The organism is Streptomyces sp. NPDC001406 (assembly GCF_042895285.1).
GTDB lineage: Bacteria > Actinomycetota > Actinomycetes > Streptomycetales > Streptomycetaceae > Streptomyces.
In genome coordinates this window covers 694,527-709,607 of record NZ_JBIAWG010000001.1, presented here as the reverse complement: position 1 = coordinate 709,607, position 15,081 = coordinate 694,527, and the positions used below count along the sequence as shown (strand labels likewise).

Here is a 15,081-nt window from a genome sequence, read left to right as displayed (position 1 = left end):
ACTGGTCGGTACCGCTCATTCGGTACGAGGTCAGTGCCCCGCAGTTGATACGCCCAAGCCTCGCCCGCGACCCGGTCTGGCACATCGTGCCCACGCAGAGACCTCCCATGCCTCCGCGGCAGGAGACAAAGGGGTCCGTCTACTCCCGGGGGAGGAGGCGGACCCCTGAGCCGCGTCAGCCGAGGCCGAGGCTGGAGAGCGCGGTGGTCCAGTCGGTGACGATCGCGTCCTGGGCATCGGCCAGGCTGACCTGACCGGCGCAGACGGCCTTCTTGAGCTTGTTCTCGACGGTGTCCTTGTTGGCGGCGGTCCTGGTGCCGTACTCGGGCTCCGGCCAGAGGTTGAGCTCGCTCTTGGGGGCGCCGCCGAGTTCGAGCGGGACGAAGTGGTCCTCCTCGTAGTCGGAGGTGCTGGTGTCGGTGTAGCCGTACTCGACGATCTGCTTCTTCTTCAGCGCGGTGGTGTAGGAGCTGGACGGCCGTACGGTCGCGGTCCAGCCGGAGACGCAGATCGTGGAGTCGATGGTGTCCTGGGTGACGTCGGGGTTGAACGCGCCGGGCTGGCAGTCGGGGTCGGGCAGGGGGAGGTAGTCCTGGCTGCAGCCGGCGGCGTGGGCGCTGCCGGTGGTGACGGTGAGGCCCGCGGCGGCGAGGGCGAGGGCGGACAGGGTGGTCACGAGGGGGCGCTGCGGTATTCGGGACATGTGGGGGTCTCCCGGTGCGATGCCCGGCACGATTTCCGGGCGGTCGTGCGCATGACAGCACCGGCTGTTCTATGCGGGTAGACCCCTTTGCCGGACCCAGGAAGGCTTGATTGAAGATTTGACCGCACCATGACAGTCACAGATCAAGTCATGGGCCGGGCTTGGTTGTTGGACCGGCCCGTCACAACTGCCGTACGAGGACGCCGGGGAGGCCGTCGGTGCGTGCGCCCGGGTCACCCCGCGTCCGGCATTGCCTGCGGCCCCGTCTCACCCCGCAACTCCGGTGTCGTCGCCAGCTCCGCGAGGAAGTCCTGCGGCTTCTGGTAGCGCAGATCGGGGTCGCGGGCCAGGCAGGTGCGCAGGACGTTGCGCAGGGCAGGCGAGACCGGGAGACCGTCCACCGAGATGTCCTCGTGCACGACGGAGTAGAGAACGCTGGCGGCGTTGCTGATGTTGTCGTGGGGCAGCCGCCCGGACACGCACCGGTAGAGCAGTGCGCCGAGGGCGAACAGGTCCGATCTGATGTCCGCCTCACGGCCGAGGATCTGCTCGGGCGCCATGAAGCTCGGTGTCCCGATCAGAACGCCGGTCTGCGTCAACTGCCTGCCCGCTTCCTCCAGGGCCCGGGCGAGACCGAGATCGACGATCACAGCACCGCGGGTCGCGTGACGGACGACGTTCGACGGTTTGATGTCGATGCGGTACAGGCTCATGGAATCCATGTACCGCAGAGCCTCACCGAGGTCCTTTCCGATCCGGGCAGCCTCCTCGGGAGGCAGCGCACCCTGCTCGGCGAGGGCGTCGGCAAGTACGGGCCCCTCGATCAGCTCCATGATCAGTGCGTGCTCCGGAGATTCGACGATCTCGATCGTGTGCATGATGTTGGGGTGCCGCATCCGCATCCCGATCCGGGCCTCGCGGTGGAACCTGGCCAGCATGGTCTCGTCCACCGCCAGTTCGCGGCGCAGCAGCTTGACCGCCACGGCCTCGCCGGTCCGCAGATCGCGCCCCCGGTAGACGACGCCCATCCCGCCCGACCCGATCGGAACGAGCGCCTCGTAGCGGTCACCCAGCCGCATGACCGGCGGCACCGCGGCGCTCGGCACGAGTGGTGAGCCGGCCTCTCCCGTCGGGTCCGCGGCCGCGGGAGTGCGCAGGTTTGCGGCCGTGGTGTCCCAGGGGGTGGTCAGTGGCGGTGCCGGCAGCCGCAGGTCCGCGCGCTCGCTCTCGCTGTGCCACGCGAAGCCGGCCAGCCGCCGGCAGTAGGCGTCGGTGAGCCGGTAGTACGTGACGCGGGTATCCGCCGGATTGCCGTACTCGGTGGCGTCGGGCCGGTCGCCCTCGCTCGCCACTTCGAGGACTCCGCTGCGCACCAGGTGTCGCAGCAGCCGCGTCACCGTCGGGCCGTCCACCCGCAGTAACGGGTCCAGTTGCCCGTCGCTGGTGATCTCCGCCACCGTGAACACCCGGCCCCGGCTGCGCAGGGCCCAGTCCACCACGTGATAACCGCAAAGACGCCACCGGTCGTTGTCGATCGGCAAGGGGGCCAGTGCGTTCGTCGGGTCCGTGGACACCGCCCCGGACACGACCGACTCCAGGTGGCCGTAGAACAGCATCCGCTGCCAGTCCTCGTCCGGCACCTGGAGCATGGGGTCGCCCGAACTGTCCCATTCGACCAGGGCGTTGAGCTCCTGCAGGAGTCTGCGCGGTACGCCCCTCGACTTGAACCGCAGGTACTCGATCAGCGTGCCGAGTCCCTCCGGCTCGTGGTGCAGTTCGTCCGAGGAGATGTTCCCGGGCCAGGTCACGCCCATCGGCCAGTTCCTCGGCATGGGGCGCGCCGGTCCGTGTGTACGCACGAGCTCCGCTCGCCGGGCCGCGACGAGCCCTTGTACCAGCCGCTCGGGTGCCGTCCACAGGCAGGGCACGTACATCCGCCAGCTGAAGACACTCTCGTACACGCCGTTGCCCCGGTCCGCGTCCCTGAGTGCCTGGTCGTGCAGATCGGGGCCGGCCACCAGGATGAAGTGGGCGCCGCGAGCGGTCAGTACGTTTTTGAGCGTGCCGAGGAGTGTCTCAAGGTGACCGAGTGCCTCCTCGGAGTTGTCGGTCAGTTTGTCGACCTCGTCGAGCACGATCACGGGGTGCACCAGCAGCCGGCGCCGCTCTCGGCGGCGGAGGCGTCGCCGCCGCGTGGTCGTACGGCCCTGGACGCCGCCGAGCAGCTGGATGATCCGCACGAGGTCGTGCTCGACGTCCGTCTCGGAGTAGGCCAGGAACGAGGCCTCCGTCGCACGGGCACTCGTCCGCCTGCCCGTCAGGCTCAGCGTGGGTGACACGGACGCGAGCGGGCCCTTCTGGAGGCCGAAGCCCATGGTGCCGCCGTGCTCGTTGCCCTCCGACTGCGTCTGTTTGAAGGACAGCGAGGTACGGGTGTAGGCGAGCAGCAGGGCTTCCTGGACATCGTGCGGCAGCTGCTTGAGCAGGCCCTTGTCGTCCAGCGTCTCGAAGATGCGCCGGACGACGGCGAACAGCAGTTGGTCGCCCTCCATCTTCCGCGCGATGTTCAGGTGCACGCTCAACAGCTCGTGCTTGCCGGTCCGTCGATAGTGGGATGCCGCGGCGGAGAGCGCCTGCAGTACGAGCGTCGACTTGCCGACTCCCCGGAATCCGCTGACCAGGAAGGTGCCGCCGTGTGAGTAGACCAGCCGCTCTCGCAGCGTCGCGACGAGTTCTTCATGCCCGAGGACGGGAATCGCGTCGTCGTCGACGGGCAGGGGCTCGTGGATGTAGCGGAATTGCCGGTGCAGCCGCATGTTCAGCACTGCGCTCCCCCTCCGTCACAGGCAAGGCCAGCGTAGATGCTCCGGTCTGCGGGAGTGAGAGGCGAGGCCCTGGTCTGACTGAGTGAAGCGGGGCCGCCACGCTGGTCATGAGTCCTTCCGGGGTCTTGGCGGTCCTTGCCGATCAACGTCCATCTCTGACGTTTTCGCCGGTCAGGCGAGGGGCGCCGGGTGGACGCGCAACGGTCCTTGTCGCACCCCTGGTACACGGAGTGTCAGTCACCTTCTTCGAAAGTCAGCTGTCGGTGGTGAAAGTCGAAGTGCTGGGTCGGATAGCGGTAGATGTCCGCGAGCGTCATGAAGTCACGGAAGAACGGATCCCACCGGACGGGATAGTGCATGCCGCGGGCCAGGTCGGCCTCGGATTCCGCGGCGAGTCGGCGGCTGAGGGAACGGACGACTCGGTCGAACATGGCAGCCATCCAGCGAGGCCCGCAGACCTTCACCGCTCCTACCGGACCCAGGTAGTTGATGAAGTGGAACGGCACGGTGGCGGCATCCAGCAGGTGAGCGAACGCCCTGCCAACGCCGCTGGGAAGCCATCCGAAGACGCGTACCAGGACCAGCAGTACGCGGACCAGCATGTAGCCGAAGAGCATGTGCCAGAGCAGCTGCTCGTTGGTCCACCGGGTTCCGCGAGTCGGTCTGCCCAGGTCCGCTTCACCGGCCGTCTCCAGCAGACGATGGAAGGTCTGCCGGGCACGCTCGTAGTCGTCGTACACGGCGTGCCGGTCCATCGGATGTGCGCTCGCCATGGTTTGCCGCTCCCGCTCGACGCTGTGAGGCTGCGATGATGCTCCGGCCACAGGGCCGGGGCAACAGCAAAGCTCACCTCCGACCAGTTCGGCGGGAAGATACACATGGCCCCCTGTGTCAGGCCGGCTGCTTGGCGGCCACGCGGCGCGCCGACGATCTGAGCCGGGTTGAAGTGGACGCCGGGGACCGGGCCGAGCAGCGCGCTGACGACACGGGCGCCGAAGACGGTGGCGATCGAGTTGGCCGGCGGTTGCAGTGCGACGTCTTGAACGCGAAGCGGGCCCCGGCGTGCGGCCGGGGGCGCGCTTCGTGCTGGTGGACGGTCAGTTGCAGCACGCGCAGCCGGGGCGGCAGCCGCATGCGTCCGTCTCTGCGCCGGCGGCCGGGGCCGCGCAGCAGCCCTTGCCCTGCCAGGCGTCTTGGCCTTCCTTGACGGCGAGCGCGGCGATGACGAGGGCGGCGAAGGGGTCGGCCCAGGACCAGCCGAGGGTGGCAGTGAGGACCAGGCCCACCAGCAGCACGGCCGAGAGGTAGGTGCACAGCAGGGTCTGCTTGGAGTCGGCGACCGCGGAGGCGGAGCCGAGTTCGCGGCCCGCGCGGCGCTGGGCGGCGGACAGGAAGGGCATCACCGCGAGAGAGAGGGCGGCCAGCACGATGCCGGGGACGGAGCGTTCGGCCTCGCCGGTGCCGGTCAGGGCGCGGACGGCGGCCACGGTGACGTAGGCGGCGAGCGCGAAGAAGGAGACGGCGACGATCCGCAGCGTGGTCTTCTCCCGGCTTCCCGGACGGCGTGGCTCCGTACCATCGCGCCGGCGTGAACTCCGGCGGGCTGCGCAAGGCGGACGCAGGTCACGATCGACGCCCCCGGTCGACGGCTGTCGGCTCAGCGCTTGCGGATTACTGGCTGTCGGCTGGTTCTCGCATCTCGATGAAGCGGCCGTGCCAGGTGTGGTACCAGACATCCCCGGTCCGGTCGTTGACCGAGAGCATGCCGACGGTCTTCCCGTTGCGCTGGGTGTGCAGGGTGTAGTAGCCGGGGAAGTCCTCAGGCTCGGCGGCGCGCAGGCCCGGCCGGTGTTCTTCGAGCCAGCGGTCGGCGATCCGCGACGCCTGCTCCGGGCCGATCGTCGCCGCCCTGCTGCCGGTGCGGCCCGGCATCATGCCGTAGGCGGTGTTCCACATCATGGCGGGACCGAACTCCAGATTGACAGTGCCACTGCGGGGGTCGATGAGCACCTCGGTGGCGCCCTTGCCGCGGGGGTCGAGGAGTTCGGCGTAGTAGCCGTTGGTGAACCGCATCACCTCACCGACGTGCAGGCCCCATCGGTTCCCGAAGCGGTCTGCCGCGCGGCCGGCGTCCGCCAGGCTGCGCACCGGACCGTCACGGGACGCGATTCCCGTCATCGGTCCGTGGCGGGACGGCCCGCCGGAGGCGCCCGAGACCCACACGAGGGAGGCGATGAGGGCAGCGAGCGCGCCCACCAGCACCGTCAGCGGCACCCAGCGCCCCCGCAGCCAGGTCACCGCGGCCTCTCACGGTGAGCCGCCAGCCGCTGCCGCGCCTCGGCATAGGTGTCCGCGTCAATCTCGCCGGAGGCGAAGCGGCGGTCGAGGATCTCCTCCGGGGTCTCCCGCTGCGGCCACATGCGCTCGGGGCCGTCCCCGTGGCCGGCCGGGTGGTGGGTGAGGCGTATGACCGCCCATACGACGAGACCGATCAGGACGATCCACAGAAGCGGCATGAACATCATCCAGGCCCAGCCGCCGCCATTCCAGTACATCATTCTCCCCACCTCCAAAGGGCTCGTACTCTGGGGAGTCCCGTATGTGTCCACACTGATCCGGACCCATCTACGGAACAAGGGCCGTTCGGTCCCGCCTGTGGGTCGCTCGGACGACGGCTCCGGCGAGCAGCGCACCGCCGTGAGGCCGCGGTCGCGTAGACACGCCGTGGTCCGTCTTCTGGAGCCGGTTGCGATCAGGCCCTCGGGCGGGGATGCGCGGCATGGGCATGCGGGTCGGCGATCGCCTGCTTGTAGAGGCCGTGGGCCCATACCTGCAGGCCGAGCGATGCCTCGATGTACTCACGTGCGGCGGCCACACCGTCACTGGCATGTTCCTTGAGCGCCATGGCGTGTCCGTGCCGTGCATCCACCTGCTCACGGACCATCCCGCACAGCAGTTGGGTCAGCTCGTCCGCGGAGCCGGCATCGAGAGCGCGTTCGGCAGCCGGGATCACCGGCCCGACGTCCAGCCCGGCCGGTTTCAGCCCGGTAAAGGGCGCGCCTTCCCCGGCACGGTGCACGCGGACAACCGTCTCGAAGAACCAGCGGTCGGCCACTTCCTCGGCCGTCGGGCCGAGCGCCCGCGCCTCGCCGGCGAGGCCGAATGCCTCGCGCACTTCCCGCTCCCCTTCCTCAGAGACGTAGGGGAGGACGTAGGTGACATCTCCCTTCTGCAAGGCCACACGTGCAGCCTTAACAACGGGACCGTCGAGGGAGTCACAATGCGGTGGCATGACCGATCACCTCTTCCGAGTCTCATCTCCAGCATCACACCCGAGCCGGAGCGCGGGCAGCGTGATCATGATGTGCCCGCAGGTTCGCGCTGAGCTGTGCCGAGGATGTGCGTGGCGGCGGGCGCCGATCAGGGCGCAATGGCGGCGATGAACCCGGCAGCCCAACCTGCAGTGGCGGTCTGCACCACAGGTCCGCCGGGGCCACCGAGCAGGTCGGCGGTGTCGGCCGGAGGGCGGGAGGCGACCACGACGGACGACCACCATCGAGCACCGGCAAACCGAAAACGGCACCTACTGCTTCTGCTCCGCCCACTGCGCCGCCACGTTCGACGCCGCCCGCACCGACCCCGCCCAGGCCGACGAGAAGCCCGCCGAGCTCACCCACGCCTTGCGCCGCAGACTGCGCCGGTAAAGGCTGCCGACACAACCAGAATTGCCCCTGGGGGCGTGACTGCGACAGGTCGATGCGTGGCCGCACGCAGGACGGAGCCATCACCTCCGGCACGTTCCCCCGGGCAGTGGAATAGTGGGAGGGAAGAAGGGCCTGCTGAGGGAGGTCTTCGGTGCTGGTGCAACGGCTCGACACCGAGGCCGTGACGGCGCTCGTGAAGGACGCCACAGCCGCTCCGTCCATGTACAACGCGCAGCCGTGGCGGTTCCGGTTCCTTCGTGACAGCGGCGTGTTCCATCTGTATGCGGATCTCACGCGTACGATGCCGCGCTCCGATCCGGACAACCGCGCACTGTGTATGGGCTGTGGCGCTGCCCTGTTCAACCTGCGGGTCGCCGCCGTACACGCAGGCTGGCAGCCGATCGTCGAACTGCTGCCGGATCCCAAAGATCCGCGTCTGCTCGCAACGGTGCGGCTGACGGACCCGGTCCGCGCCGACAGCGGTCTGGCCGAGCTGTACCCCGCCGTCCACCGCCGCCACACCAACCGTGAGCCGTTCACCGAGACGGAGATACCCCCCGAGGTGCAGGCCGCTCTCCGCCACGGCGCGGAGCTGGAAGGTGCCCACCTGGTCTTCCCGGGGCCCTGGCATGTGCAGATGCTGCTGGAACTGGTCCACGACGCCGAGGGGCACGATGCCGTCGACGCCGGACGCACTGAGGAACTGGCCCGCTGGACCCGCATCGGAGCCGAGGAAGCCGGTGCGGCCACGGACGGGATCCCGGAGTACGCATTCGGGCCCCGCAAACGGGACGGCGAGGCTCCGGTACGCGATTTCGCAGGCCGCCACCCCGTGCCCGGACGCAGGGCGGCCACGTTCGAACGGACCCCTCAGCTGGCCCTGCTGAGCACGGCGGGCGACGGGACGGAGGACTGGCTGCGCGCGGGGCAGGCGATGGAGCGCGTCCTGCTCCTTGCCACCGTGCACGGGATATCCACCTCCCTCACCTCCCACGCCCTGGAGTGGACCGATCTGCGCTGGCTCGCGCGCGACCCCACCACGGCCATGGGTTGCGTGCAGATGGTGCTGCGCCTCGGATACGGCCCCCCAGTCCGTGGGACCCCTCGCCGACGGGTGGAAGAAGTGCTCGACATCGCGTGAACGAGGACAGGTGACCGCCCCGCAGTCCCCACGCGAAAGCCGTCACCGTCTGCGCGTCCGGCGCAGGCCCAAGAGGTCGTCCTCCCATCCCGGTAGCCGAGGCTGCGGCCGCCCTCCATGAGGGTGAACCAAGCTGTGGGCGCGGGGGTCAGTGACCGGGAATACTCGCGGGTCTTCTCATACTGGGCACGTGTTGGTCAAAGCGGTGCCACGTCCTCAGGAGCCATGGAGGGCGATCGCCCTGCGCAGGTACTCCTCCTGCCCGCGGGTACTGGCACGCGTCGCTGCCCGGACTCCTGCGGCACTTCCGGCCGCGGCCCTCGTCCCGCCGCTCCTTCCGGGCGTGGCCCAAGCGCATGACGGGGAGAGCGATGAGTCGGCGGTGCTGGTCGAGCAGGCCATCGCGCTGATCGCCAACGACGCCCACAAGGAGCAGGTGGCCGAGCGCGTCGAAGACGCCCTGGAGGCCCCGCACAAGGAGGGCGTCGACCTGAGCCTCCTCCGCCAGGCCCTCGACGTGATCGAGCGTCCGGGCCCCGAGAAAGCCTCCCTCCGGGACGCCGACGGGCTTCTGCTGCGTGCGCTGGGCGGCAAGCTGCCGTCCGCTCCGAAAGGCGGGCACCTGGTCACGGGTACCGAGACCGGGACGAGCGTGGTGCTGGATGAGTTCCGGCCGGCCCGCGGCATCGCCGATTCGGGCGACGCCGCCCTGTTCGCGCTGTCCCTCCTCGCCATCGTGGTCGGGCTGTGGCTGTCCGTGCGGCTGCGCCCCCGCTACAGCATCCGGGAACTGAAGCACCGTACTGCCGCGGAGGAAAACGGGGAGGGCAGGAAACGATGACCTCCACCTCACCGACCCCAGCACCCCCGGCCGGGGCGGAACCGGGCCGCCGCCGGTGGTTCCATCGCGCCGTCGACGCGGTCGACGAACGCATGGGCATCAAGGCGCTGACCTATCCGGTGCCCGAGCACGCGAACAACCTGGCGTGGAGCCTGGGCGGCATCACAGCGGTGGCCTTCGTGATCCTTCTGGTCACCGGGATCTACATCACGCAGTTCTACACACCGATCCCGGAGGACGCGAACCAGTCCGTACGCGGCCTGGTGACCGATGTGTGGCTGGGCAGCTTCGCCCGTGGCCTGCACTTCTGGGCGGCGCAGGCCATGTTCGTCCTCGCCCTGCTCCACCTGCTGCGCGTGTTCTTCCACGCCTCGTACAAGAAACCCCGCGAGGGCAACTGGGTCGTCGGTGCGGCGATGCTCCTGCTCACGTTCCTCGCGGTGTTCACCGGCACGGTCCTGAAATGGGACCAGGAGGGGTACGAGGCCATGGTCCACAATCTTGAGGTGGCCGAACTCCTCGGCGGGGCCGGCATCTGGTTCACCGACGAACTGACGAACCGGGTGTCCATCCTGCTGCGCCTGTTCAACGCCCATGTGGTGATCGTCCCCGGCCTGATCCTGCTGCTCTTCGTGTGGCACGCCCTGCTGATCAAGCGGCACAGGATCTCATCGCATCCCGAGATCCCGGCATCCGCGCTAGAGCCGTCCGAGCCGTTCACCACCCACCTCAGGCGTGTGGCCGCCTTCGGGCTCGTCCTGCTCGGGGTGCTGTCGATGCTGGGCGTGCTGCTGCCGCCCGTGGTCGGGCCGACCCCCGTCGAGGGCATCGAGATCACCCGCCCGCTGTGGATGTTCTGGTGGTTCTTCCCGATGGAGGAATGGTTCGGAGTCGCCTCCATCGCATGGGTCATCGCGGGCGTCTTCGGACTGATCTTCCTCGTGCCATTCCTGGACCGCAGCCCGAGACGGAGATGGCGCGAGCGCAAACTCGCCCTGGGCGCGGCCACCGTCCTGCTGCTGGCGCTCGCCGCGATCACCGTCAAGGTCTGGATCGCAAACCCGAAGGGCCACTGATGAGCACCGCCGCCCCAAGGCGTGCCCAACGCTGGTTCTGGGCCCTCACCACCGTGGCGGTATGCGCGTCGGGCGTCCTGTACGAGGGCCTGCGCGCATCCCCGGGACCCTGCGCGGCTCTGCGCGTCCTGATCAGCGGCCTCGTGCTGGCCGCATCCGCCGTCCAGGCGGCGCGGATCTTTGCCGCGCTCGTGGGCCGACCCCGCCCTTCACGGTGGCTTCGCACCCCGGGCAGACATGGGGGAAGCGCGGGAGGAAATGAACACCGAAGAGGATGTTCCCCTTCCACTTCCGATTCCCTGCGTCCCATCAGCGTCCCGAATACCGCCCTCGCCCGCCGATCAGACCGTCCGCTCCAGCCCGCGAGAGCAACCGCACGAGGCACAACCGCAGGTCAACGAAGCACCCAACTGCGGATCACCGCCTCGCCGTTGAACTCACGAGCAGCGGATTCAGTCCGCTGACCCAAAGTCCTGAATCCGCACGCCTGCTGAGACGTTTCCGCAGTTCAGAACCCTGCATGGTGGGGCGGGTGGGACTCAAACCCACGGCCGACGGATTATGAGTCCTTTGAGGATCTTGGCGGCTCTTGCCGATCAGCGCCCATCCGTGACGTTTTTGCTGGTCAGACGGGGTGCCTCGCGTGGACGCGCAACTGTCTTTGTCGGTCTGTTCCTATCCTTGTGTCCCGACTGCGTCCCGACACCGTCCCAAACGGACGGGGGACACAGGACTTTCGGGCGATCGCGCCAGCTCAGGATTGGGTCTCGAACCCGCGCGCAGCGGATTGACCTTCCAACGCACGGAGGCTCCGCCCCTCTCACTCCGGGCGGAGCCACATGGCCGTTGTCGCGGGCCGGACGCCTGCGAAGAGAGTGTCGACCGGCGGATGACGACACCAGCGGAAGTTGTACGACCTCCACACGCCGCGCCTCGGGCACGCGTAAGCCGCGACGAGCACAGTCATCGGGTGCAGCCGGCCCCGGCAACGCGTTGGCGCGCGACGACGGGCAGGGGCAGGCTGGAAGTGCTGGCTCCGCGCCCAACGGCAGGGGCTGTGAGCAACAACGACGAGAGCCACCTTCGGATAGGGAGGCCGGATCGTGCGGCGGAGGTGATCGGGCCTATGGTGCAGCGGGATCCCTTGTTGATCGTGGACGCGGACAGTGTGGTGGCGGAGTGGAGCAAGGACGCCAAACGCCTTCTAGGGCACACCGCTGCCGACGCGGTGGGGCGGCCTGCCACGATCTTGGTCGAAGGCCCACCTCATGCCGGAGAGTCCGTGGGGTGCGGGCGGCGCGGCGCTCGGGTGTCCAGCGGGGCGGCAGGCCTGGACCTGCGCGTGGAGCCGGTGCTGCGCGCGGACGGACCGGTGGCCTGGGGCGTCTGGGCAGCCCGTCGGCGCGGCACAGAAACTGACGAGGTGGGCCCGGCGATCCTGGACGCTCTGTTCACCCAGTCACCTGTGGGTCTTGTGGTCGTGGGCGCGGACCTGCGCGTCAACACCGCCTCCGAAGGCATGCGCGGCGCTCCTGTCGAGCAACTGCCCGGCCGACCGGTGACCGAGGCCTTCGACATGGCCGACCCCGACGGAGTGAAGGCGATGGTCCGATCAGTGCTCGACAACGATGTGCCGGTCCTCGACCGGCTCGTGCAAGGCCGCCCGTCGGCCGGTTCCGGCCGAGGGACCGCCGGCCCTCCCCGCCAGGCCGAACGTCACTGGTCGCCGGAGCGGCGCGGTGCTGTCATGGGTGGGGAAGACGGCGTGGACGAGGATGGCAGGGCCGCGGAGGCTGACGCGCCGCGTCGCCCGCCCGGGCGGTCCGACCGCGGCTGCCCCGTCGCAAAGCGGAGGAGGCCGATGCCATGCTGCATCGCCGCACGGTCGACGACGTGATGACCGAGGAGGTCGTCACCCTCCGCCCCGACACACCGATCCAGGAGGTCGCCACCCTGCTGGACGCGAACGACATCGTCGCGGCCCCGGTCGTCGACGACGACGGCGCCCCCATCGGCGTCGTGTCCGCGTCCGACGTACTGCGGCACGAGACCGGCATGCCCGATCCGCAGGGGCAGCACGGGAACGACGAGCGCGCCTGGGGCAAGGCCCGGGCCCGGACCGCGGGCGCGCTCATGAGCAGCCCCGTCTTCACCGCCCGCGCCGACTGGACGATCCCCCGGGCCGCGCGGGAACTCCGCAGGCGGCACGTCAAGCAACTGCCGGTGGTCGGCGACGACGGGCTCCTCACCGGCATCGTCAGCCGCAGCGACCTGCTCGACGCCTTCATCCGCTCCGACGTCGAGATCCGCAGCGAGGTCGAGCAAGACGTCCTGGGACGCATCCTCGGCCTGGACGAAGGCACCGTCGCGGTCGAGGTCCACGACGGGGTCGTCACCCTGCGGGGCCACGTTCCGGAACCGCGTCTCGTCCCAGTGGTCGTGGGCCTCTGCCAGGGCGTCGACGGCGTCGTCGCCGTGGACGCCCACCTCGCCGCCACCCGACAGGGCTAGCGAGCCCTGTCGTCAAACTTCCGCCCCTCCGGGCCTGCCCCCTCGGGAGACCGGTGGCCCCGCATGGCCGCGTTTCGCCTGATAGCTTCGAAAGCAGATCACGTGGAGTGATGACATCGGTACGCTTTCGACTTGTCCGCGGCCCTGGTGAGTGCCCACGCAGCAGTCGTGTTTGGCGTTGTGAGCGTCGTTCTGGCTGCACCCGCCGGCGGCTCCCGCGTGGCCAGAAGGACACGGCACGCTTCGGTGGTGACGGTGAAGCCCGGCAAGACCGGCAAGCCCATGCGGGCCATTTCCGCGAGGTTCGCGCCTTTTCCTCCGAGCAGCTCGGCCATGTCCCGGCCGCCCTCGGAGGAGTCGTGCACATGGGTGCTCATTGCAGGTTGCCCGTCTCATCCGTGGGTGCCATCTCCCCGCGACGCAGCTTTTTCCGGCCGCACCCGCAGCCGTTCGTATCAGTCGTGCGGTACGACCGCGACGGGGGCCACCGAGCGGTGCAGAACCCCATGGGTGACGGCGCCGATATGGGTGCCGATCGTGCGCGGCGGTTCCGGCGTCCCACCACGACCAGCCGGGCGTCGCGGGATGCCTCGGCCATCGGTCCGGCGGCGGCATGGGGACCGGGCTGTTCATATCCGATCCGTTCCCGGGAACAGCGGCAAGGGGGCACAGCCCGTGCAGTTCGCCTTGCCGCCGGCGAGGGCCGTTTGGCGCGCACAGGGGTCAACAGGCTCCTGGGAGCACCCCGGAGACTTCGGAACAGTGAAGGAGGCACGGGAAACGGAGCCTCGTGGACGACAGACAAAGGGGGTGTGCCATGGCGGGGTTGCTTGCCATCGGCGCCATCACTTCGATCGGTTTCGGCGCCATCCTCACCTTCGCCGTGGACTGGCAATGGCGCAGCGCCGACCGGCCGCTCGTCGGACTGATCATGATGGCCGTCGGGGCCATCGCGCTCGCTGTCGCCACGAGCGTGGACCGCCAGGGCGGCGGGACGGGGAAATCGCCCTGAGCTTGCCGCGTCACGGGCTCCGGCGTCTCTTGCGCAGATGGTGGCGTCCGGCCGCCAAGGCCGAAACCAAAGCAAGCGCGCCGCTGACCGCTCCCCTGCCCCTCGGTCGCGGCCACGGAGATGGTGTAAGAGCGCGACCTGATCCAGGAGTTGGCTCCGGCGTCGGGGGCAGCGGTCCGTTGGTTTTTTCGTTCATGCCCCCGTTGCCAGGGGCTGTGCGGGCCGGCGAAGTAGACCTGCAGCCAGGTGTCGATGCGGAGTTGGGCATGCTGAGCCGGCTCCTTGCCGCGGTCCCAGGTCAGTGCGCGGCGGAGTTTCCCGGGCAGCGTGATGATTGTTCCGGCGGTGCGTCCCTGACGCTCTCGGCGCTGCGCCCGGCCGGCGCCGGGCCGTCTTCACCCGTGGCTCGACGCCGAGCTCACCCTCGCCACCGTTGACCGGCTCGCGTGGACGCGCACCCGGCTTCTGGAAGGCGAACTCGCGGTCGGCAACCCAAAGAAACTCCGCCGGAGGAGTGCCCCCGCCGCAGGGGACACCTCATGCCGTCCCCGCCACCCCACGAAAGGCGCTCCGAGGACGGACGAAGGCGATCAACCGCGGACATCCCGTTGCTGGACCTCCTTCACAACGTCCGCCACCGCGACGAAGTCGTTGTCCACATGGAGCACGGTGTGGCCGTGGTGGACCGCCGTCGCGCAGACAAGGAGATCGATAGGGCCGGCCGCGCGGTGCTGTCCGTGCTGGGTGAGCTTGTACTGGGCGGTGTCCACCCAGCGCCAGGCGTTCTTCGGTACTGGTGCCATATGGCACAAGGTATCCAGCTCTTCGGCCATCTCGTCCCGGTGGGCCGGTCCGGTGGCCGAGTAGAGGAACTCGGTGCGGGTCGGCTCGCAGATGTGGAACACACCGGCGGCGATGTGCCCTTCCCAGGGACTCAACGCCCCCGGCGTGCGGAACAGGTACCACAGCGCCGAGGTGTCGAGCAGATACGTGATCATTCGAAGGCCGCCCGGCGAGCACGCTTGGCCGCGTCATGCGCAGTCGCCGCCTGGTCGAACTCCCCCCGAGCCCCCCGCCCGACCAGCCTTTCAGCGGCCTCCAGCCGCTTGACCCGGGCCACGTAGTCCCGCAGTGCGGCGTTGACCGTCTCCTTCTTCGTCGTGGCACCCATCAGCCGCATCGCCTCGGCCAGCGCCTCATCGTCAAGATCGATCTGGGTCACGGACACGACACGCCTCCATGTTCACTATGTATGCAATGATTGTATG

General features: G+C 69.1%; 14 protein-coding genes and 3 pseudogenes. 6 read left to right on the top strand and 11 right to left on the bottom strand.

Annotation, left to right across the window (positions count from 1 at the left end; all coding sequences use genetic code 11):
- Positions 1–175: 175 nt before the first annotated feature.
- From ACFY1J_RS03070 to ACFY1J_RS03040, 7 genes and pseudogenes are all read right to left on the bottom strand, one after another.
- Entirely contained in the window at positions 176–703 is a 528-nt protein-coding gene (locus tag ACFY1J_RS03070; RefSeq protein ID WP_390730477.1) for a hypothetical protein, read from the bottom strand.
- A 233-nt stretch (positions 704–936) separates the two neighbouring features.
- Positions 937–3,519 (bottom strand): serine/threonine-protein kinase, encoded by a 2,583-nt coding sequence (locus ACFY1J_RS03065; RefSeq protein WP_390706960.1) that lies wholly within the window; start codon positions 3,517–3,519, stop codon positions 937–939.
- 242 nt (positions 3,520–3,761) lie between these two features.
- Positions 3,762–4,301: a DinB family protein gene (locus tag ACFY1J_RS03060; RefSeq protein ID WP_390706423.1), complete on the bottom strand. Its 540-nt coding sequence runs from the start codon at positions 4,299–4,301 to the stop codon at positions 3,762–3,764.
- Between the two features lie 324 nt (positions 4,302–4,625).
- Positions 4,626–5,101, bottom strand: a pseudogene (locus ACFY1J_RS03055) (cation transporter); the annotation flags it as partial.
- Positions 5,102–5,199: 98 nt separating this feature from the next.
- Complete coding sequence (locus ACFY1J_RS03050) at positions 5,200–5,826, bottom strand: hypothetical protein (RefSeq protein ID WP_390706424.1); 627 nt, start codon at positions 5,824–5,826, stop codon at positions 5,200–5,202.
- Positions 5,823–6,086: an SHOCT domain-containing protein gene (locus ACFY1J_RS03045; protein WP_390706425.1), complete on the bottom strand. Its 264-nt coding sequence runs from the start codon at positions 6,084–6,086 to the stop codon at positions 5,823–5,825. Before ACFY1J_RS03045 ends, ACFY1J_RS03050 begins: the two co-directional genes overlap by 4 nt.
- A gap of 194 nt (positions 6,087–6,280) precedes the next feature.
- Entirely contained in the window at positions 6,281–6,820 is a 540-nt protein-coding gene (locus ACFY1J_RS03040) for a DUF6448 family protein (protein WP_390706426.1), read from the bottom strand.
- 563 nt (positions 6,821–7,383) lie between these two features.
- Here ACFY1J_RS03040 and ACFY1J_RS03035 point away from each other — a divergent pair.
- From ACFY1J_RS03035 to ACFY1J_RS03015, 5 genes are all read left to right on the top strand, one after another.
- The gene (locus ACFY1J_RS03035; protein ID WP_390706427.1) at positions 7,384–8,373 is read left to right on the top strand and encodes an Acg family FMN-binding oxidoreductase; all 990 of its coding nucleotides are present in this window, start codon (positions 7,384–7,386) and stop codon (positions 8,371–8,373) included.
- Between the two features lie 343 nt (positions 8,374–8,716).
- On the top strand, positions 8,717–9,214 hold the full coding sequence (locus ACFY1J_RS03030) for a hypothetical protein (protein WP_390706428.1): 498 nt from the start codon (positions 8,717–8,719) through the stop codon (positions 9,212–9,214).
- On the top strand, positions 9,211–10,290 hold the full coding sequence (locus ACFY1J_RS03025; RefSeq protein ID WP_390706429.1) for a cytochrome b N-terminal domain-containing protein: 1,080 nt from the start codon (positions 9,211–9,213) through the stop codon (positions 10,288–10,290). Before ACFY1J_RS03030 ends, ACFY1J_RS03025 begins: the two co-directional genes overlap by 4 nt.
- 1,057 nt (positions 10,291–11,347) lie before the next feature.
- Positions 11,348–12,187 (top strand): hypothetical protein, encoded by an 840-nt coding sequence (locus ACFY1J_RS03020; RefSeq protein WP_390730476.1) that lies wholly within the window; start codon positions 11,348–11,350, stop codon positions 12,185–12,187.
- Positions 12,157–12,801 (top strand): CBS domain-containing protein, encoded by a 645-nt coding sequence (locus ACFY1J_RS03015; protein ID WP_390706431.1) that lies wholly within the window; start codon positions 12,157–12,159, stop codon positions 12,799–12,801. The genes ACFY1J_RS03020 and ACFY1J_RS03015 overlap by 31 nt, the downstream gene beginning before the upstream one ends.
- 200 nt (positions 12,802–13,001) lie before the next feature.
- Here ACFY1J_RS03015 and ACFY1J_RS03010 read toward each other — a convergent pair.
- Positions 13,002–13,178, bottom strand: a pseudogene (locus tag ACFY1J_RS03010) (PEP/pyruvate-binding domain-containing protein); the annotation flags it as partial.
- Positions 13,179–13,618: 440 nt separating this feature from the next.
- On the opposite strand from ACFY1J_RS03010, the gene ACFY1J_RS03005 reads away from it, so the two are divergent.
- Complete coding sequence (locus ACFY1J_RS03005) at positions 13,619–13,813, top strand: hypothetical protein (protein WP_390706432.1); 195 nt, start codon at positions 13,619–13,621, stop codon at positions 13,811–13,813.
- A gap of 169 nt (positions 13,814–13,982) precedes the next feature.
- Here the strand turns inward: ACFY1J_RS03005 and ACFY1J_RS03000 are convergent.
- From ACFY1J_RS03000 to ACFY1J_RS02990, 3 genes and pseudogenes are all read right to left on the bottom strand, one after another.
- Positions 13,983–14,227 (bottom strand): annotated as a pseudogene (locus ACFY1J_RS03000) (transposase); the annotation flags it as partial.
- Between the two features lie 176 nt (positions 14,228–14,403).
- Complete coding sequence (locus ACFY1J_RS02995) at positions 14,404–14,811, bottom strand: PIN domain nuclease (RefSeq protein WP_390706433.1); 408 nt, start codon at positions 14,809–14,811, stop codon at positions 14,404–14,406.
- Positions 14,808–15,041 carry a type II toxin-antitoxin system VapB family antitoxin gene (locus ACFY1J_RS02990; protein ID WP_386572073.1) on the bottom strand — a complete coding sequence of 78 codons (234 nt, stop codon included), beginning with the start codon at positions 15,039–15,041 and terminating at the stop codon, positions 14,808–14,810. Before ACFY1J_RS02990 ends, ACFY1J_RS02995 begins: the two co-directional genes overlap by 4 nt.
- Positions 15,042–15,081 lie beyond the last annotated feature (40 nt).

Excerpts from the sequence above, each read along its gene's own strand:
- ACFY1J_RS03070 (WP_390730477.1), bottom strand. The coding sequence starts at position 703 with ATGTCCCGAATACCGCAGCGCCCCCTCGTGACCACCCTGTCCGCCCTC.
- ACFY1J_RS03065 (WP_390706960.1), bottom strand. The coding sequence starts at position 3,519 with ATGCGGCTGCACCGGCAATTCCGCTACATCCACGAGCCCCTGCCCGTC.
- ACFY1J_RS03060 (WP_390706423.1), bottom strand. The coding sequence starts at position 4,301 with ATGGCGAGCGCACATCCGATGGACCGGCACGCCGTGTACGACGACTAC.
- ACFY1J_RS03045 (WP_390706425.1), bottom strand. The coding sequence starts at position 6,086 with ATGATGTACTGGAATGGCGGCGGCTGGGCCTGGATGATGTTCATGCCG.
- ACFY1J_RS03040 (WP_390706426.1), bottom strand. The coding sequence starts at position 6,820 with ATGCCACCGCATTGTGACTCCCTCGACGGTCCCGTTGTTAAGGCTGCA.
- ACFY1J_RS03025 (WP_390706429.1), top strand. The coding sequence starts at position 9,211 with ATGACCTCCACCTCACCGACCCCAGCACCCCCGGCCGGGGCGGAACCG.
- ACFY1J_RS03015 (WP_390706431.1), top strand. The coding sequence starts at position 12,157 with ATGCTGCATCGCCGCACGGTCGACGACGTGATGACCGAGGAGGTCGTC.
- ACFY1J_RS03005 (WP_390706432.1), top strand. The coding sequence starts at position 13,619 with ATGGCGGGGTTGCTTGCCATCGGCGCCATCACTTCGATCGGTTTCGGC.
- ACFY1J_RS02995 (WP_390706433.1), bottom strand. The coding sequence starts at position 14,811 with ATGATCACGTATCTGCTCGACACCTCGGCGCTGTGGTACCTGTTCCGC.